Origin of the sequence: Neorhizobium phenanthreniclasticum, from assembly GCF_040066075.1 — a bacterium.
Taxonomy (GTDB): Bacteria; Pseudomonadota; Alphaproteobacteria; order Rhizobiales; family Rhizobiaceae; genus Neorhizobium; species Neorhizobium petrolearium.
Map to the genome: position 1 here is coordinate 32,040 of NZ_JBEAAL010000002.1, position 17,150 is coordinate 49,189.

Here is a 17,150-nt window from a genome sequence, read left to right on the forward strand (position 1 = left end):
CATGGCCGAATTTGACCAGATGATTGGTGATAACGGGGTCGGCCCCGTTGCCCGCGACAGCCTTACAGGGCTGGTCTACAACAATCTCCGCCAAGCACTGATGGAGGGGCGCTTCTGGCCGGGCCACCGCTTCAAGATCCGCGATCTCGCGACAACCATGAACGTGTCCGAAACGCCGATCCGCGAGGCGCTGATGCAACTGGTACGTGGCCGGGCGCTGGAAATGCAGGCAGGACGCTCGATAATGGTGTCGCACATGACGGCCAAGCAATATATCGAGCTGCGCACCGTACGCTTGTTCCTGGAAGGCCTTGCCGCCGAGCACGCGACCACGCGCGTTTCCGAGGCCGATATCGACCACATGGAAGCGATCCATGAAGAACTTATCAGCGCCGAGCAGCAGCAGCGCTGGTCGGATGCCGTGCGCGCCAACTGGCAGTTTCATCGTGGCCTCTACGAAGGCTCCGAGCTGCCCGAGGTCTTGGCGATCCTCGACGATATCTGGATGCGCAACGGGCCGCTCTTGAACTTCCATTATCCGAGCGCGCCGCCGACCTATCCGAACGAGCATCAGCACCTTTCGGTGCTGAAATACTTGCGCCAGCGCCGGCCGGACAAGGTGCGCGAGTCGATCCAGGCCGACATGATGGAAGGCGGACAGAACCTCGTGCGCCTGCTCGAAAAATCCGGCGGCACACGTTTCATGACACCGCCGACCGCCGGAGGGGCGGCCTGAGAGGCAAGATTGAGCACGGGCGGTCATGATGCCGCGCTCTTCGCCGCTTCGCGGACGGTTGCCGCAAGCGCTCCGGCCGAGAGACCATATTTCTCGAACAGGTAGGAAGTGGTGCCTCCCTCGGCAAACGTGTCGCGCACGCCGACACGGCGGAATTTCACATGGACGTCGTTTTCCATCAGCAGTTCGGCAACGGCACTGCCCAAGCCGCCAATGATCGAATGGTTTTCCGCCGTGACGATCAGCGGCATTTTTCGCGCGAGGTCGACAAGAGCAGGATCAAGCGGCTTGATCGTCGCCATGTCGACCACCGTCACATCGACGCCCACGCCGGCCAAACGATCAGCCGCATCGCACGCGATATCCACCATCATGCCACAGGCGACGATCAGGCCGCCTGTGCCCCACCGCAGCACCCGCATCTCGCCGATCTTGAAATCGGAAGCCGCTTCCGCGGCCTTCTCGGCACCGTCGGCGCGCTTCAGGCGCAGATAGACAGGTCCGTCATATGCCGCTATGGCGGCGACCGCGGCGCGTACCTGCGCGGGTCCGCTTGGCTCGATCACCACCATGTTCGGCAACGCCCTCATCAGCGCCATGTCGTCGATTGCCTGATGGGAAACGCCGAGCAAAGTCGTGAGTCCAGGAATGACGCCGACCACTTTTACATTGGCGCGCGGATAGGCGATCTGCATCGCCACCTGATCGTAGCAGCGTCGTGTCGCGAACACGCAGAAACTATGAACGAAGGGAATTTCGCCGCCGCGCGCCATGCCGCCGGCAATGCCGATCATGTTCGCCTCGGCAATGCCGACCTGATGGAAGCGTTCCGGTATCCCGTCGCGGAACAGGTCGGTCTCGGTCGGCAGCGTCAGGTCGGCGGTGAGGCACACGATACGTTCGTCGCGCTTGGCCGCTTCCAACAGCGCCTCGCCGTAGTGCTTGACGGCGCTCGCCGCCGCGGAACTCCGGGCGTTGAAATCGAGAACTTCGAGGGATTGTTTCTCGCTCATTTCGCCTCCTCCGCATCGCCAAGCGCTGCAAGCGCCTCGGCGGCGACGTCTGGCGGCAGTTTCAGGTTATGGGCAAGAATGCCTTCGAGCGAGGGAACGCCCTTGCCGGCCAGCGTCGCGGCAACCAGGCAGGTTGGCTTGTCGCGTTCGCGGGCACGGTCGAGCGCCGCGAGCAGTGCCAGAATATCATGACCGTCAATCTCCTCCGCCACCCAGCCGAAGGCGGAAAACTTCTCGGCGATCGGCGCGACGGAGACGACCTTGTCGATATGGCCCTCGACCTGCATGCGATTGTCGTCAACGATCAGGCAGAGATTGGAGAGCCCGGCGCTGCCGGCAAAAAGGGCGGCTTCCCAGAGTTGACCCTCCTGTAATTCACCATCGCCCAGCAAGACATAGATACGGGCCGACGACCCGCGGCGGCGGGCAGTAAGCGCCATGCCGATGCCGACGGACAGCCCCTGCCCCAATGAGCCGAGCGTCGCCTCGACGGGCGTTCCGATGCGTTCCGAAGCATTGACCTCGAACACCGAACCGTCCTTGCAGTAATCGGCGACCGCGGCGGCATCGACCATGCCGCGCGCGGCAAGCGTCGCATAGAAGATCGCCGTGTTGTGGGCGGTGGAAAGTAGGAAGCGGTCACGATCTGTCCAATGAGGATCGCTCGGATCAAGCCGCAGCTCCGCGAAGTAAAGCACGGCGAAGAGATCGGCCGCACCAAGCCCCTGCTGCACATAGCCCTGGCCCGTCGGCGCCACCAGATTGATGGTGTCGCGACGCAACGACCGGGCTATGCGCACAAGCTCCAGGGCATCGCGGATGCGCGGAGCGGGCTGCCGCTCCCTGGTGATGGCGCTGGTCATCGGCGCGGCCCTCCCAGATCATCGTTCAATCGAGTTGTCATCTGTGCCCCCGCTTATTACTCCAGCCGACCGTGAACCGGTCCAGAATGTTGCGGGTAATGCGCTGGGTGAAAGGATCGCCGCGCTTCAGGCCCATGACCCATTCACAGGTAGCAGCAGTGATTACCTCGCCCTTGCCCCTGATCATATGCACCATCATGCCGGAACCGTATTTGTACTTGGCCAGCCCTTGCGGGGTCACCTCGCCCTCGACGCATTGCACGAGCCCTTCGTGGTCGGTGCCACGTACATAGTAGCGAAAACCATCGCCCTGCGGTTCGTCCTCGGCAAGAACGGCCGGCGCCATTGCAAGGATCTCGATGCTTTCCGGCTGGCCTTCAACTTCGACCGGAAAGGGCAGACCATGGCGGAAGGTGTAATCGAGACCGTCAACCTCGTAGGCGAAGATGCGCTGCTTGTCTCCGAAGATATCGGCGTAATGCAGGCCCGTGCCTTCGAACGCCCAGTGCATTGGACGGTAGACGGTAAAACCCTTCTGGCCGTTCGGCGCGAAACCGCCCCAGGAAGCATACATGCCGTGCGCACCGTTGACGCCGACAGTGGAGGCGCCTGGCCAGCGAACGTTCCTGTCTTCCCAGGCGGTGGTCAGCCGGTTGGCCCTGTCGGTGCCGACGACCGGATCCTTGTGGATCGCTTTGAATTTGTAGCAGACCTGCCGCTTGCCGTCGTCCTCCAGCCGAATCTGCCAGAGAAAATTGGCGCCGAACCGGGCGAGCCTGCCGCCCTTTTCGATATAGCTTTCGATTGCCTTGCGCATTTCCCAAGTCCAGTACTCGTCATGGCCAATGATCGTCAGGCAGGGATAAGCGTCAAGCAATTCAGGCCGGTAATGGAGGTCGGTCTGGGTGATGATGTCGAGTTCGAAGCCTTCCTTCTCTGCCCACACAGCGAAATGGCGATCGAACTGCGCCCAGCCGGCGGCCGCGTAATATTGGCCGAACCCGTTGGCGAAGGCCCATTCCTTCATCGGATAGCGCGGCGCATCACCCATTTCCGGGCCGGGATCCGCGCAGATGCGCGGTGCCCCGGCCGGCAGCCAGACGATGCCGCGGGTCCACGGCCGCTCCAGCGACAGCACGCCGGAGGGCTGGCAGCCATCCTCGCCCTCGACGCCGAAATAATGGTTGGCACCGCCGAAATCGTTATAGGCCGTCCAGGTGCCAGTCGGCAGTATCATCAGGATTTTTGCCCGGCGGGTCTTTTCGGTGGGGCGTACGACGAAGAAGTGATGCTGCACAAAGCGGGTGCCGTCGGCGCGTTCGCAGGAGGAAACCACGCGGTAGAAACCGGAACGCAGATCGATCGGCAGCGTGAAGCGATGGCTCACCGGCCATTTGCAGCCGTTCTTGTAAGCATCCTTAGGCGTCGGCGTGAATACGCCCTCGATCTCGGCCTCGTGCAGCATTTCCGGCAGGTATCCGTCCCGGTAGATCTGCAGGCTCCAGCTCTTCGCCGTGGATGTCGAGTGGAACACCACCTCGTCGCCCGGATTATAGGAAATGTCGTTGGTATAGGTATAAACCTCGGGGACGGCAGGGTCCTCGCGCGGCGTCTCATACCAGGGCTGGCTCTGCCAATGCTCGTCGGCGAACATCGGCCGCGTCTTGCGCTGGCCGAGATTGACGGTGCCGAATTCAGGGGATTGGAACGTGTTGTCTGCCATGATCGTCTCTTGCGATGCTGTGGCGGTTTGATCCGCCGGACACTCTGCTCTCACGCCGCTTCCGGCATGAAGAAGGGTTCGGGGTCAAGGAACCGTTTGACGACATTCAGCGTGATCGTGCTGATATTGTTGTCGTAATTGTTGTAGCCGAGCGACATGCCATAGGTTATCGAGCCGGACGCGAAGACAGCGCCACCATTAGCCGTCTCGAAGAACACCATGTCGGCGCGGACGAGTGCATTCTGGGTACCATCGAGACCATCGACCATGGTGCGGAATTCCTCCGGTGTCGGCAGGGCGCCGGCGCCGAGGCCTTCGGAGGTGGCAAGCAGCAGGGTATGGCGCGGCGTGCCGAGTTCGTAGTCCAGCCGGTCGATCTCGCTGCCGACTGCGCCGCCGTAGCGGAAGCCGAAATTGCCGAGCTTTTCGTCCTGGCCCACGCCTTCGAAGATGAAGGCCGCTCGGGCGTTCTCGCTGTCCGGCATGCGGACATAATAGGTGCAGGCATCGTTGATCATTGCCGAAAATCCGGTACCGACCAGTTTCTGCGGGGCAAAGCCGCTATGGCGCCAGAGCGATCCTGGTTCGCCTGTGCCGGCGAGATGCACCTCGCCGGGCTCGGATTCCCATGTGCGGGTGCCGGCCATGCCGCGGCGAACCTCCAGCGCGGCCGGGGCCGCCGGATGGAAACCGCAGCGCCAGTAAAAGGCATTGCCGCCCATGGAAATGTGCCGACCGCCGGCATTCTGATACTGCATGATACCGTTCATCATGTTGAACGAGTAATATTCCGCATGGGTCGGCGTCATCATGGCGCGGTAGGGTTTGAGCGCTCGGGCGCCTTCACGGTCCAGTTCCACATCGGTGATGATGTCGTATGCGATGCCCTTTTCCTCGAGCCAATCGAGGATGTGGGTGTCGTTGATCAGGTTGAACCAGTAGCCGCGCGGCCGCATGCTCAGAACCGGACGCAGCCAGGACGAATAGGCACGGCCGGAGCCGTCGATATGGCAATCATAGGTCGACTGGCCGATCTCCGGATGCTCCTGCATGTAGACATCGTCCGGTGGCAGCCACAGCACATGCTCCATCAGCGTCTCGAAATGCACCTGATAGAGGCGCAGCGCGCTGTTGGCATAGGCAAGATAGGTAGCGACCGAAAGGACGACGACCAGATCGGCGCGCCGCGTCTTCTTGCCCGGCGTGACGAAGAAGGTGACGTAGCTTTCGCAATCCGGCTCCGGTGTGTCACCGACCGGCGTCAGCCGCAGAGCATAGACGCCGGTGCGCCAATCGTCCGGGACGTCGAGCGAAAACGTGGTCTGCCATTGGCAATCGTAGATATCGTCGCTGTGGAAGTGGATGGCCGCATATTCCCTTGGCGCCAGCCGGAAATCATGGACAGCTCCCGACCAGAAGAAGCCGGTGACGCCGCGGCGCGGCAATTGATGCAGTCTTCCATTCAGGCAATTGGCCGAGAGATCCTTCACTGCGAGAGTGGTGATGCCGTCGCCGAAATCCCAGAAGGCGACGAGGCCCTGGGCGGCCGCACCGGTGCGCGGCTGCCAATCGAAGACGCGCAGGGTCTCGGCCTCCAAGGCCTGTGAAAACACACGCGGCGCTTCGATCTTGCCGTCGAAATGGCCGGTGTATTTCTGCGCTTCGTCAAGATGATGGGCGGCGATGAGGAAGTCGCGGCCGGAATCGAGCTGCACGTCTGCCGGCAGGTAGAACGTTTCGGCGTGGGCTGCGGCCGGACGCGTACCATCGGCAGGCACTATCAGCGATAGCGTCGCGGTCTCGTTGGCGAGATCCAGGGTCGCCGAAACGAAGGACCAGATACGTTCGCGCGCTTTTGACTTCAGCGCGAAACGAGCCGAACCGAGAACCAGAACCGGGTGGCCTTCCGTGTCGATTTCCAGCCCATAGCCGCGCCCGGTGTCCTGACACCAATTGCCCATGATGGCCTTGGCATTGTCGGCAATACGGGTCGGAAATATATAGGCGCCGAAGGACCAGGCGTCGCCGCTGGGAGAAAGCGTGCCGCCGTGTGCGATCACCGCGCAGGAGCCCGGGCGGATTTCCTGATCGAGGCAGGCATGGACGCCATCGATAGCACTGTCCATCACGTCGTATTTGAAGCCCGGGCCATTGGTATCCACATCGCCGCAGCGCAGGCGCAGGACTTCGACCCTGACCTTTTCCCGCTTGCTCGACAGCTGGAACTTGACGGTCTCTCCGGCCGGAATGCTGATGCGGTCGGGATAGCCGAGATATTCGTTGGTCTTATAGATCACCTTGGTACTCCGGAGGTAGCTTTACACCGGTCATGGCTTGCCAACGGATCTTGAAGACATGCCATTCCGCCTCGGCCAACGAGGTGAAGATGCGGTCGTCGACGAAGGGCATGGGGTCGCCACGGCGCTCGGGGATGCGCGACAGGCGCCAGGCCTTGCCCGCCTCCAGAACGATCAGCACCAGGCGGCCCTGCGCCTTGCCCCAGCGCATTTTAGCCAGCATCGCCCGCAACTCCGGGCTGTGAACACCAAGCGGGCTTTTGCGGAATTCGGCGACGAGATCGAGCCGCTTGGGATCGATGACGTAACGCATGGCATTCGGGTCACTGGTGTGATCCATGGAATTCGTCCTGTGTTCGGGAGGGCGCGACCCGGCGTGCCTGTTGCCAGAGGGGAGGACCGGATGTCCGGGTCGCGCCGGAGAGGCGGCGTGATTGCCGCCCTTCCGCTTGAAGCATTACCGGGTCAGCCAGGCTGTCCAGCGTGCACGCAACTCGTCACGATGGGCGCCGATCCACTTGAAATCCGGCTTGACCAGTTTCGGATAGTTCTCTGCCGAGGTGGCGAACAGCTTGCCTTCTTCCGGGCTCAGCGTGTCGTAGACGGTCTTGCTCCCGGTCGCGTAATTGACGTCGCGCATGAAAGGCACATGCGCTTCGGAATTGGCGTAGAAGAAGTCGAGATAGGCGAGTGCAGCATTCTTGTCGGGCGCACCCTTCAGGATCGACATGTAGCCGGTATCGCGGATGGCGCCGTCCCAGGACATGGCAACCGGGGCGCCTTCCTTGACCACAGCCAGCGCGCGGCCGGAATAGCTCATGGTCATGACCACTTCCTTGTTGCGCATGATCTGCTGCACCTGGTCGCCGGTCTTCCACCATACGGCCACGTGCGGACGGATCTCGTCCAGCTTCTTGTAGGCGCGGTCGATATCGAGCGGGAAAAGCTCCTCGGGTTTCACGCCGTCGGCCAAAAGGGCCGCGACGGGCACCCACCAGTCGCGGTCGCCGGTGTCAGGCAGGCCGCGCGGACCGGGGAAATCCTTGACGTTCCAGAAGTCGGCCCAGGTCTTGGGCGCCTTGTCCTTGAATATTTCGGTGTTGTAGTTAATCAGCATGCCGCCTGTCGTGCGGACCACGCCATATTCCGTGCAGGCATCCGAAACGCCGAATTTCTGGATGCTCGGGAGCTTGGAGCAATCTATCTTTTCCAGCATTTCCGTCCGAGCGACGAGGTCGGGCCCGGTGGCGGTGACGATGTCGAATTCGACATTGCCGGTGCGCATCATGGCTTCAGAACGCGCCCATTGGTCGGGAACCTCGATGGCGACGGGCACAACCTCGACATCCTTCGCCTTGGCGAAAGGCTCGTAGAAATACTTGGTCAGGGAGTTCCCCATCAGGCCGCCCGTCGTGGCGATGACAAGCTGGTCTTCCAGTTCCTGCGAGACCGCAGGTGCTGCGGTGGCAAGTCCGGCAGCAATGGCCAGTGCTGCCGTGGTCCATTTCCAGTTCTGCTTAGGCATAGACGTTCTCCTCTTGTTTTGGGGATTCCGCTGGTGGTTCCCGTTTAGGTCTTGGCCCGCGATCGCATCAGGTAGGCAATGAGAAGGATCGCGATTGAAAGGACGATCAGCAGCGTGGCGATCGCCGGAATGATGGGCGTCAGGTTCTGCTCGATATCCTCGAACATGCGCCGCGGCAGGGTCTTGTAGCGGACGCCCGACAGGAAGAACGACACGACCGGTTCGTCGAAGGAGATGATGAAGGCGAACAGTGCGCCGCTCACCACGTTCGGCAGTATGAGCGGCAGGGTGATCAACCGGAATGCATTGAGGCGGGAGGCGCCGCAACTCATCGCCGCCGCCTCCAGATTGGCATCGACCTTTCCGAGCGCCGAGGCTGTGGTGAAAACGACGAAGGGCAGTGCCAGGATCGTATGGGCCAGCACGAAGCCTGGAACGGTGCCGGACAGACCGATCGACTGGAAGAACAGGTAGAGCCCGACCGCCAGCGCGATATGGGGTACGATGATCGGCCCAATCAGCAGGATCTGGAACAGGGTTGCGAGACTGCCCCGGCCGCGCACCATGGCATAGGTTGCCGCCGTGCCGATAACGGAAGCGCAAATGGCTGTCAGAAATGCGACCTGCGCGGAAAGCCAGGTCGCGTTGCGCCATTGCCGGCTGCCGAAATATTCCTCATACCATTTCAGCGTGAAGCCGCGCGGCGGAAATTCCAGGTAGTCGCTGCTGCCGAAGGACATGGGAATAACGATGACCAGCGGAATGACGATGAAGGCGAGCACGGCGTAGACATATGCGCTGAGCGCCAGTGATCCTCTGTCGACGGGTGCTCTCATGACTGGGCTCCCATCAGGCGGTCGAAGCGCAACGTCTTGCTGAAGACCAGCGCGAGAACCGTGACGAACAGTGTCAGCACGCCGACCAGTGCGGAGGCAAAGGGCCAGTCCAGAACTTCGCGGATCTGCTGCGAGACGAGCGTCGCGATCATCAGTTCCTGTGGCGAACCGAGCAGCGCCGGCGTGATGAAGAAGCCGAGCGCAGTCAGGAATACCAACAGAGAACCGCTGGCGATGCCGGGCAGACTGAGCGGCAGGATCACCTCCCAGAAGGCGCGCAGGCGCGTCGCGCCCAACACGGCGGCGGCTCTCAGGTAATCGTTGGGGATGGCGCGCAGCGAGCCGAAGATCGGCAGGATCATGAACGGCAGCAGGACATGGGTCATCGCGACAACAACGGCGCCCTGGGTGTATAGCAGCTTCAGCGGTTCCGAGGTGATGCCGACTGCCATCAGTCCGGAATTGACGAGGCCTTCGCGCTGGAACAGGAATGACCAGGCGGCCGTGCGCACCAGCACGCTCGACCAAAGCGGCAAGATCACGCAAACGCCGACCAGCGCCGCGACCGTGCCGCGCGCACGGCTCATGAAATAGGCGACGGGAAAGCCGAGAAGGACGGCAAGGCCGGTGACGAGCACGGCCGTCCAGATCGTGCGCAGCAGCACGCGGGCATAGACCGGATTGGTAACGACGCGGGCATAATTGTCCAGCGTCGGCACCGGCTCCATGAAGCTGATATAGAGCAACTGCCCGATCGGATAGATAAAGACGAAGCCGATGATTGCGAAGAAGGGGGAAAGCAGCAGAAGGGTGGCAAAGCCGCTGAGGCGCCGCCCGTCCGAATGCCAGAATTGCGATCGGGTGGCGGTGGTCATTTCGCGCCTCCGGCATAAAGCAGGATCGCGTCCTTCGGTACACTGAACGTGGCGGTCGCGCCGCGCGTCAGCGCTGTCAGGTCAGATGCGCCAGGCAGGCGGGCACGGATTTCGGTTCCGTCGGGCAGGCTGCCGATCAAAAGCAGCGCGGAGCCGGCATAGACCACGTCAGAAAGCTTGGTCTGCAAGATAAAGGCAGAGCCGGCGGCGCCGAGTTCAAGCCGCTCCGGCCTGACCGCGAGCACGGCTTTCCGAGCTGCCTCGATCTTTTCGACCACGGCATCGGCTGGAACGTTCCAGCGCTCGCCCGACGGCAGCAGAACGGTGACTGTGTCGCCGACGCTTTCCACCGTGACGTCGATGAAGTTCATTTCGCCGATGAAGCCGGCCGTGAAGAGATTGGCCGGCCGCTCGTAAAGTTCGCGCGAGGGGCCGATCTGCTGGATCTCGCCGTCTTTCAGCACCGCGACCCGGTCGGCCATGGTCAGTGCTTCACTCTGATCGTGGGTCACGAAGATAACCGTGATGCCGAGTTCAGCATGCAGCCGCTTGATCTCGAGCTGCATGTCCTCGCGCAGATTCTTGTCGAGCGCGCTCAGGGGCTCGTCCATCAGCAGCACGCGTGGGCGATAGACGATGGCGCGGGCGAGAGCGACGCGCTGTTGCTGGCCGCCGGACAGCTGGTTGGGAAAGCGCCCGCCATAGCCGGCGAGCCGCACCGTGGCGAGCGCTTCCTCGGCACTCGCGTAGCGATCCGCCTTCGCCATGCCACGCATCTTCAAGGGAAAGGCGACATTGTCCAAAATCGACATGTGCGGGAACAGCGTATAGTTCTGGAACACCATACCCAGATTGCGCTTGTTGGCCGGGAGATAGGTCAGGTCCTCGGAATCGACATGGATGCTTCCGCTCGTCGGGAACTCGAAGCCCGCCACGCTCATCAGGATGGTGGTCTTGCCGGAGCCGCTAGGTCCCAGGAGCGCCAGGAACTCGCCCGCTGCTATATCGATATCCACGCCATTGACGGCAAATACGTTGCCGAAGCGCTTTTCCAGACGGCTGATGCGAATGGAGGCGCCTGCCGCCTGCTCTCTGTTCATTGCCATATTCACTGAAGCCTGTTCCCACTTTTATTGTTTGGCTTGGCTCAAGGCGAGGACCCTCAGGATTTCAGTCGATCCCACCCTGTATTCTCGAAATCCCCGATATCATATTTGATATATCATCATGCTAGCGCCTAATGAAATCGGCGACAAGGGCCATTTGCTCGTCTAGCATCGCTTTTCCGCCGATTGTCCCGGCCCCTCGTGCCGCCGCGGTTACCATCAGACGGGTTACCGGGGGATTGACGATGATGTCGTAGACCACCGTGGTGTTGCTTATCCCGCTGACATCGATCGGTAGCGGGTCGTCGGACAGCATACCGAGCGAAGTCGTGTTGACGATCAGGTCGAAATTCTCGGCGGTATCGGCGCCGGCGGTCACTTTCGTCTCCGGATGGAGCGCCTGGATCGCATCGGCCAGCGCCTGGGCCTTGACCGGGTCGCGGTTGGATATCCATAATTCGGCGGCGCGGGCCTGAGCCATGGCAAGCGCGGTCGCCCGGCCCGCGCCACCGGCGCCGAGTTGCAGCACGCGCTTGCCGGATATCGTGCATCCACGGTTCAGCAAGGCGGAGATGAAGCCCGGTGCGTCCATGTTGTCGCCGACCAGGCGACCGTCTCGGGTCCGCTTGACGAAATTGACGGCGCCGATGAGCCGCGCGTTCTGCGAGATCTCGTCGAGCAGCGCGGCGATCGCCACCTTGTGCGGGATTGTCACGCCGAACCCGACGACATTGTTCATATGTCGGATCGCGCCGACGACGGCGGGCAGGTCGTCTGGCCGCACATGTAGCGGAGACGTGGCGACGTCCTCGCCGATCCCGGCGAAATAGGCGTTCAGGACGGCGCTTGCCCGGACATGGTCCACCGGATCGGCCAGAACGAACATGATCTTCGATTTGCCGGTGATCTCCACAGACATATCCCTCGACGATCAGCCGGGCAATCGGCTGCGGCCATAGCCTTTATAGCGCTCCAGAACCCGCTCGATTTCCTCGTCGGGAATGATGGCGGGCTGGCCGGCCTGGCATGCGAGGATGTATTGCCGGGCGAGCGTTTCAAGCTTCACCGTCAGGTCGAAGGCCAGTTGCAGGCTGTGGGCCGCGACGATCATGCCGTGATTGGCCAGCAGGCAGGCCTTGCGATCCTTCAAGGCGGCGACGGCGCCGTCGGCCAGCGCCCGCGTTCCGAAAGTGGCGTAGGGTGCGCAGGGCACGTCGTTGCCGCCGAAGCTGGCGATCATATAGTGGAAGGCCGGAATCGGCTTCGCTAGACAGGAGAGCGCCACGCAGCTGTCGGCATGGGTATGGACCACGGCCCGTACCTGAGGGTAGGCATTGAGGATGGCGAGATGCATATGCCACTCGCTGGACGGGACGCCCTCCCCCACCGTCTCGCCGTCGCGATCGAGCCGCACCAGCCGTTCTGGCGTCATATTGGCACTGTTGCCGCCGGTCGGCGTGATCAGGATATCGTCGCCGATGCGGCAGCTGACATTGCCACTGGAGCCGTGGTTAAAACCCTTGGCTTCGAGCTTGCCCACGACATCCAGCAGCGACCGCCGCAATTCGATCTCGCTCATAAGGCCACCTCGGGATTCTGCATGGTGTTCAACGCGCGCGTGAAGAGATCGACCGGGCCGAGCTTGCCGGACTTGAGGCACAGCGCCACCGGATCGGCCTCTTCGGTCACGGCGTTGCCGATCCCTGGCCCGCCATAGGCGCCGACACGGAGATTGCGGATCTTCAGCCGCTCGACCACCGAGCCGGAGGTCTCGCCGCCGGCGACGACGAAGCGACGCACACCCTGTTGATGGAAGGCGACGGCAAGGTCGCCGACAATGTGCTCGGCCAGTGCCGCCGCACCGTCGCGGCCGTAAAGCGCCTGCGCGGCGGAAACGGCTTCGGGTGCTGCGGATGTCGAAATGCCGACCGGACCGGCATCGAGCTTCGGCAGCGCCCATTCGAGTGCAGTAGCCACAGCCTGCCCCGCGCCCTCGACCGCCGCCAGGTCGAGGCGGAGCACCGGATGCGACTTCTCGAAATCGGCGAGCTGCTCCAGCGTGCGTTCGGCGCAGCTGCCGGAGAGCACGACGCCCTTGCCGGCCACGGCTGGGAGGCTGCGCCTTTGCGGCGCGCCCTGAACCAGACCCTTGGCGCGCCAGAATTTCGGATAGTGCTGGACAATTGTGGAATTGCCGGTCACCAGCGGCCAGTCGAGCGTCAGCAAGGCGATATTGTCGAGATCCTTGTCATAGATCGTATCGGTGATGAAAAAGCGTATGCTCTGCGCTGCTTGCTCGGTCACAGCGTTTTCAAGTGCCACGCCACCGGCGCTGATCACCGGATGGGCCAGCAGTCCCACCTTTGCTTCCGATTGGCGCTGCAGGACACGCACGAGGTCGGGATCGGTCATCGGCGTCAGCGGATCATGACGCTTCGGCGATTCCGAAATCAGCTGGGCGGCAAGGAACAGATGGCCGTTGTAGACGGTGCGCTTGAGCTCCGGCGAAGACGGGCAGAAGACGGTATAGGGCGCGCCGGTCACAGCCAACAGCATATCGGAAACGGGACCGATATTGCCCTGGTCCGTGGAATCGAATGTCGCACAGTATTTGAAGAAAATTTGCCGTGCCCCACGGTCTAGAAGCGCGCGCGCGGCGCGCTCGTTGCGGGCGACGGCTTCCGCAGCCGGAATGACACGTGTCTTCTGGGCAACGACGATAGCTTCTACGGGGCCGAGGCTCTCGACGGCGTCCGGATCAGTGACAAAGGCGCAGTTCACGCCTTGGGCAATGAGCATCGCCGCCGTTTCCATGCCGCCGGTTAGGTCGTCTGCGACCACTCCAAAGATTGGCTTCATTCATCTGCCCCCAATCGCACGGTTCATCCCGCATCGTTACCGTACATGATATATCAAATATTGGGCGCAGCAAGTCGGCTGCTACACATTTTCAGTCGGTGCTCGGCCCAGCGTCTGCGGGGTTGATGATCGCGGTGTGGACGACGGCGGTGGGTAGTCCGCGGATACGCTCGCGGATAACGGTCAACAGTCCTGCCGAAGCAATGACGCAGATACCGAGAAGTGCCACGCTGTCGGGATATTCGCCGAAGATCAGCACCCCGAATACGACGGCCCAGGCAAGCTGCGAGTAGTGCATCGGCGCGATCTGGTTGGCGTTGCCGTAGCGCGCCGCCATCACGAAAGCCCATTGCCCAAGGCCATAACAGACGCCAGCCAGCCCGAGCAGCGCGAACTCCTTTGCGGTCGGCACATGAATGCCGCGGATCAGCATGGCTACGGCATTGAGAGCCAGAAGATAAACAATCAGCGTGCCGAGGACGCTGGTGGTCTTCACCTTGCCGCCCACGCGCCTGAGGATTATGACGGCTGTCCCGGTCCCCAGTCCTGTTCCGAGGGCGGCAAGATGGCCGGCGTCGAACGGCTGGATGCCCGGCTTCACCACCAACAGGACACCGCAAAAACCGATGATCACCGCAGACCAGCGCCAGATGCCGACCTGTTCCTTCAGTACAAGCGCCGACATGATCGTGACGAATAGAGGGGCCAGAAATACCAACGCGTACGCCTGGGCAAGCGGGATAGTGGTGAAGGCGTAAACGCCGCAGAGGCTAGCCACGACCCCACACATCGCGCGCCCATGAACCGAGAGCGGATACGTTGTGCGCCAAAAATCGCGCCATCTTTCATTGGGATGGCGCGTTACCAATAGGCTTGCAGCGGCAAAGATATTGACGACAAAGGCGGTCTCGAAAATTGAAAGATGCCTGCCGGCCGCCTTCACTGAGGCATCGGTTACGGAAAAGGCGGCATAGGCAATCAGGGCAAGTAGGTAAACGTTTCGCAATGCCGCAACTTCCTCGGCGAATTTTTCATATATCATATTTCATAAGAGGAAGTTATGAAAGCCAGTGTGTTATCTCATTGCTCGATTCGGGAGGATAGATATTTCAGTTACTTATATGGAAGTGTATCCGCAGAACATGGCGACGTGATTGAAATCGGTAGTGTGCCGACTATTTCCCCTCGCCCTCGACGTTCGCGAACGCCATTCGTCCCAACCAGCTCGACACGGCCATTCAATTTCAATCGCGCCATCCACCAGTACCTCTTCTGAAAACGGTTCTGGTAGGCATTCGCAATGGTTTTGATAGAGAGGTGATCCGACAGGTCGAGTGGCAAGACCTCGACCCCCTTTATCCCGGCCAACGCAGCTCGGGTAACGAGAGTATATCGTGGGTACAAGGACACTCGCACCACGCGCGGCAATTACTCTAACCGTTTCCAGACCAAGACCAGAAGAGCCGCCAGTCACTAGCGCAACTTGTCCTCTAAGGTCCACGTCGCGAGCGACCTAGGCCGCGGTCACAGCAGCATCGATCTGGGTTTGGAGCGGTCTCTGAGTTTCGTACATGGTGCTCCTGCTCCAGATCCCATTGGTTGATTGAAACCGGCTTCGTCGAAGACTTCAGAGGGTCATCTGATCTGGAGAGCTCTGCAGACTTTGTTGGTATAGCAGCGGTCCGAGAGTTTTTCGAGTCGGTCTCAATTCTGCGACCGCCGCTTCCTGTTCGCTAGCCTTGAGGGCGTTGCCAGCCTGTCCCGTCAGAATTTCGAGAGCGGCCTCGTCCTCCCCACGGAAGGCGAGCCGCTCCGTACTCTCGATGAAGAGCACGCCCTTAAATTAATAGAACCAACCTCGAAGACAGCCGGCGGGGACCTCAAAACTCACATTTAGCTGTCGTTGTCGTTTCAGCCCAACAGCGCCTGCATGGTCGCCCGGAAGCGAGCCTCGATGCCTTCGCGAAACTTGTGCCGACCGCCTTTTACCTGCCTGACGCCGTTCACCCAAACACTGTCCGGCTTCGGACCACCCGCGAAGATCAGATGATCGAGGACCGTATCGCCTGTAACCCACGGATACCCTGAAAGATCGAGCGAGACGAGATCGGCCGGCGCGCCCTCGCGGATACCCGCCTCATCGCCAAGCGCCCGGCTGCCGCCGACGAGCGCACGGTCGAACAGGGCACGGCCGGTCGAGCCGTTGACAGGCGCGATGACGTTGCGGGCACGGCGGGCGAGACGCTGCGAATATTCGAGCTGGCGCAGTTCGTCGCCAAGCCCGATCAGCACGTTGGAATCCGAACCGACGCCGAAGGCACCACCGGCCGCGAGGAAATCCGCGCCCGGAAAAATGCCGTCGCCGAGATTGGCCTCCGTGACCGGGCAGAGGCCGGCGACGGCGCCGCTTTTCGCCATGGCGCGGGTCTCCGCATCCGTCATGTGGGTGGCATGGATAAGGCACCAGCGCCGATCGACCGGGGCATTCGCCATGAGATAATCGACCGGGCGCGCACCGGAAAAGGCGAGGCAATCCTCGACTTCCCTCATTTGCTCGGCCACATGGATATGCACCGGCCCGCCATTTGCCAGCGGCAGGATTTCGGCGATCTCCTTGATGGTCGCCGCACGCAGGGAATGGGGCGCAATGCCGATCCGGCTTTTCGGAAGCGAGGCGACGGCTTTCGCCGCCCCCTCCATCAGCCGCGCGAAGCTTTCGGTGGAGTTGACGAAACGCCGCTGGCCTTCGCCGGCCGCCTGCCCGCCGAAGCCGGAATGGGCGTAGAACACCGGCAGCAGCGTCAGCCCGATGCCGGTTTTGGCCGCGGCTGCGGCGATACGTTCCGCCATTTCGGCGATGTTTGCATAAGCCGCACCGTCCTTGTCATGGTGCAGGTAATGGAACTCGCCGACGCGGCCGAAGCCGGCTTCCAGCATTTCCATATAGAGCTGCGCGGCAACCGCCTCGACCTGATCCGGCGTCATCGACAAGGCAAAACGATACATCAGCGTGCGCCAGCTCCAGAAGCTGTCGTCACCCATGCCTCGCACCTCCGTCAGCCCAGCCATGGCCCGCTGGAAGGCATGGCTATGCAAATTGGGCATTGCGGGCAGGAGAACGTCGAGGCGCTCATCCGTCGGGGTCGCGGCAACCCCAGCCTCCACCCGCACAATCCGACCATTTTCGAGCATCAGCCGCACATCCCGCAGCCAGCCTCCGGCCGTCAATGCCGTTTTTGCGTGAAGCGTCGTCATCATCGCGTTCCCGATTTTTCGTCTTGTCAGGTTCACCATTATGTATATACATATTACGAACA

15 protein-coding genes are annotated in these 17,150 nt (G+C 61.6%); 1 reads left to right on the plus strand and 14 read right to left on the minus strand.

Going from position 1 to position 17,150, the window contains the following annotated elements; translation table 11 throughout:
* Position 1 precedes the first annotated feature (1 nt).
* Positions 2-736, plus strand: coding sequence for a GntR family transcriptional regulator (locus tag ABK249_RS04345; protein ID WP_227703591.1), 735 nt, complete (start codon positions 2-4; stop codon positions 734-736).
* 23 nt (positions 737-759) lie between these two features.
* Here ABK249_RS04345 and ABK249_RS04350 read toward each other — a convergent pair whose 3' ends face one another.
* The 14 genes from ABK249_RS04350 to ABK249_RS04415 all read right to left on the minus strand — a co-directional run bounded on the left by ABK249_RS04350 (position 760) and on the right by ABK249_RS04415 (position 17,088).
* The gene (locus tag ABK249_RS04350) at positions 760-1,749 is read right to left on the minus strand and encodes a transketolase family protein (protein ID WP_227703592.1); all 990 of its coding nucleotides are present in this window, start codon (positions 1,747-1,749) and stop codon (positions 760-762) included.
* On the minus strand, positions 1,746-2,612 hold the full coding sequence (locus ABK249_RS04355) for a transketolase (RefSeq protein ID WP_227703593.1): 867 nt from the start codon (positions 2,610-2,612) through the stop codon (positions 1,746-1,748). The genes ABK249_RS04350 and ABK249_RS04355 overlap by 4 nt, the downstream gene beginning before the upstream one ends.
* A 37-nt stretch (positions 2,613-2,649) precedes the next feature.
* Positions 2,650-4,335 (minus strand): N,N-dimethylformamidase beta subunit family domain-containing protein, encoded by a 1,686-nt coding sequence (locus ABK249_RS04360; RefSeq protein ID WP_227703594.1) that lies wholly within the window; start codon positions 4,333-4,335, stop codon positions 2,650-2,652.
* A gap of 50 nt (positions 4,336-4,385) precedes the next feature.
* Entirely contained in the window at positions 4,386-6,632 is a 2,247-nt protein-coding gene (locus tag ABK249_RS04365; RefSeq protein WP_227703595.1) for a N,N-dimethylformamidase beta subunit family domain-containing protein, read from the minus strand.
* Complete coding sequence (locus ABK249_RS04370) at positions 6,622-6,972, minus strand: hypothetical protein (protein ID WP_227703596.1); 351 nt, start codon at positions 6,970-6,972, stop codon at positions 6,622-6,624. Before ABK249_RS04370 ends, ABK249_RS04365 begins: the two co-directional genes overlap by 11 nt.
* A 117-nt stretch (positions 6,973-7,089) precedes the next feature.
* Complete coding sequence (locus tag ABK249_RS04375; protein WP_227703597.1) at positions 7,090-8,157, minus strand: extracellular solute-binding protein; 1,068 nt, start codon at positions 8,155-8,157, stop codon at positions 7,090-7,092.
* A gap of 44 nt (positions 8,158-8,201) precedes the next feature.
* A complete protein-coding gene (locus ABK249_RS04380) occupies positions 8,202-8,993 on the minus strand; it encodes an ABC transporter permease (RefSeq protein WP_227703598.1) in 792 nt (263 codons plus the stop codon).
* The gene (locus tag ABK249_RS04385; protein WP_227703599.1) at positions 8,990-9,868 is read right to left on the minus strand and encodes an ABC transporter permease; all 879 of its coding nucleotides are present in this window, start codon (positions 9,866-9,868) and stop codon (positions 8,990-8,992) included. The genes ABK249_RS04380 and ABK249_RS04385 overlap by 4 nt, the downstream gene beginning before the upstream one ends.
* Positions 9,865-10,968, minus strand: coding sequence for an ABC transporter ATP-binding protein (locus tag ABK249_RS04390; protein WP_227703600.1), 1,104 nt, complete (start codon positions 10,966-10,968; stop codon positions 9,865-9,867). The genes ABK249_RS04385 and ABK249_RS04390 overlap by 4 nt, the downstream gene beginning before the upstream one ends.
* Positions 10,969-11,098: 130 nt before the next feature.
* The gene (locus tag ABK249_RS04395) at positions 11,099-11,887 is read right to left on the minus strand and encodes a shikimate dehydrogenase family protein (protein ID WP_348862332.1); all 789 of its coding nucleotides are present in this window, start codon (positions 11,885-11,887) and stop codon (positions 11,099-11,101) included.
* Positions 11,888-11,905: 18 nt separating this feature from the next.
* Positions 11,906-12,553, minus strand: a complete 648-nt coding sequence (locus ABK249_RS04400; protein ID WP_227703602.1) for a class II aldolase/adducin family protein — start codon at positions 12,551-12,553, stop codon at positions 11,906-11,908.
* Entirely contained in the window at positions 12,550-13,833 is a 1,284-nt protein-coding gene (otnK, locus tag ABK249_RS04405; RefSeq protein ID WP_227703603.1) for a 3-oxo-tetronate kinase, read from the minus strand. Before otnK ends, ABK249_RS04400 begins: the two co-directional genes overlap by 4 nt.
* A 91-nt stretch (positions 13,834-13,924) precedes the next feature.
* Positions 13,925-14,839 (minus strand): DMT family transporter, encoded by a 915-nt coding sequence (locus tag ABK249_RS04410; RefSeq protein WP_348862333.1) that lies wholly within the window; start codon positions 14,837-14,839, stop codon positions 13,925-13,927.
* Positions 14,840-15,744: 905 nt separating this feature from the next.
* Entirely contained in the window at positions 15,745-17,088 is a 1,344-nt protein-coding gene (locus tag ABK249_RS04415) for a formimidoylglutamate deiminase (RefSeq protein WP_227703605.1), read from the minus strand.
* Positions 17,089-17,150 lie beyond the last annotated feature (62 nt).

Bases quoted from the DNA above. Each gene is read 5' to 3' on its own strand.
- ABK249_RS04350 (WP_227703592.1), bottom strand. From the start codon at position 1,749: ATGAGCGAGAAACAATCCCTCGAAGTTCTCGATTTCAACGCCCGGAGT.
- ABK249_RS04355 (WP_227703593.1), bottom strand. From the start codon at position 2,612: ATGACCAGCGCCATCACCAGGGAGCGGCAGCCCGCTCCGCGCATCCGC.
- ABK249_RS04380 (WP_227703598.1), bottom strand. From the start codon at position 8,993: ATGAGAGCACCCGTCGACAGAGGATCACTGGCGCTCAGCGCATATGTC.
- otnK (WP_227703603.1), bottom strand. From the start codon at position 13,833: ATGAAGCCAATCTTTGGAGTGGTCGCAGACGACCTAACCGGCGGCATG.
- ABK249_RS04385 (WP_227703599.1), bottom strand. From the start codon at position 9,868: ATGACCACCGCCACCCGATCGCAATTCTGGCATTCGGACGGGCGGCGC.
- ABK249_RS04345 (WP_227703591.1), top strand. From the start codon at position 2: ATGGCCGAATTTGACCAGATGATTGGTGATAACGGGGTCGGCCCCGTT.
- ABK249_RS04375 (WP_227703597.1), bottom strand. From the start codon at position 8,157: ATGCCTAAGCAGAACTGGAAATGGACCACGGCAGCACTGGCCATTGCT.
- ABK249_RS04370 (WP_227703596.1), bottom strand. From the start codon at position 6,972: ATGGATCACACCAGTGACCCGAATGCCATGCGTTACGTCATCGATCCC.
- ABK249_RS04360 (WP_227703594.1), bottom strand. From the start codon at position 4,335: ATGGCAGACAACACGTTCCAATCCCCTGAATTCGGCACCGTCAATCTC.
- ABK249_RS04415 (WP_227703605.1), bottom strand. From the start codon at position 17,088: ATGACGACGCTTCACGCAAAAACGGCATTGACGGCCGGAGGCTGGCTG.
- ABK249_RS04400 (WP_227703602.1), bottom strand. From the start codon at position 12,553: ATGAGCGAGATCGAATTGCGGCGGTCGCTGCTGGATGTCGTGGGCAAG.
- ABK249_RS04390 (WP_227703600.1), bottom strand. From the start codon at position 10,968: ATGAACAGAGAGCAGGCGGCAGGCGCCTCCATTCGCATCAGCCGTCTG.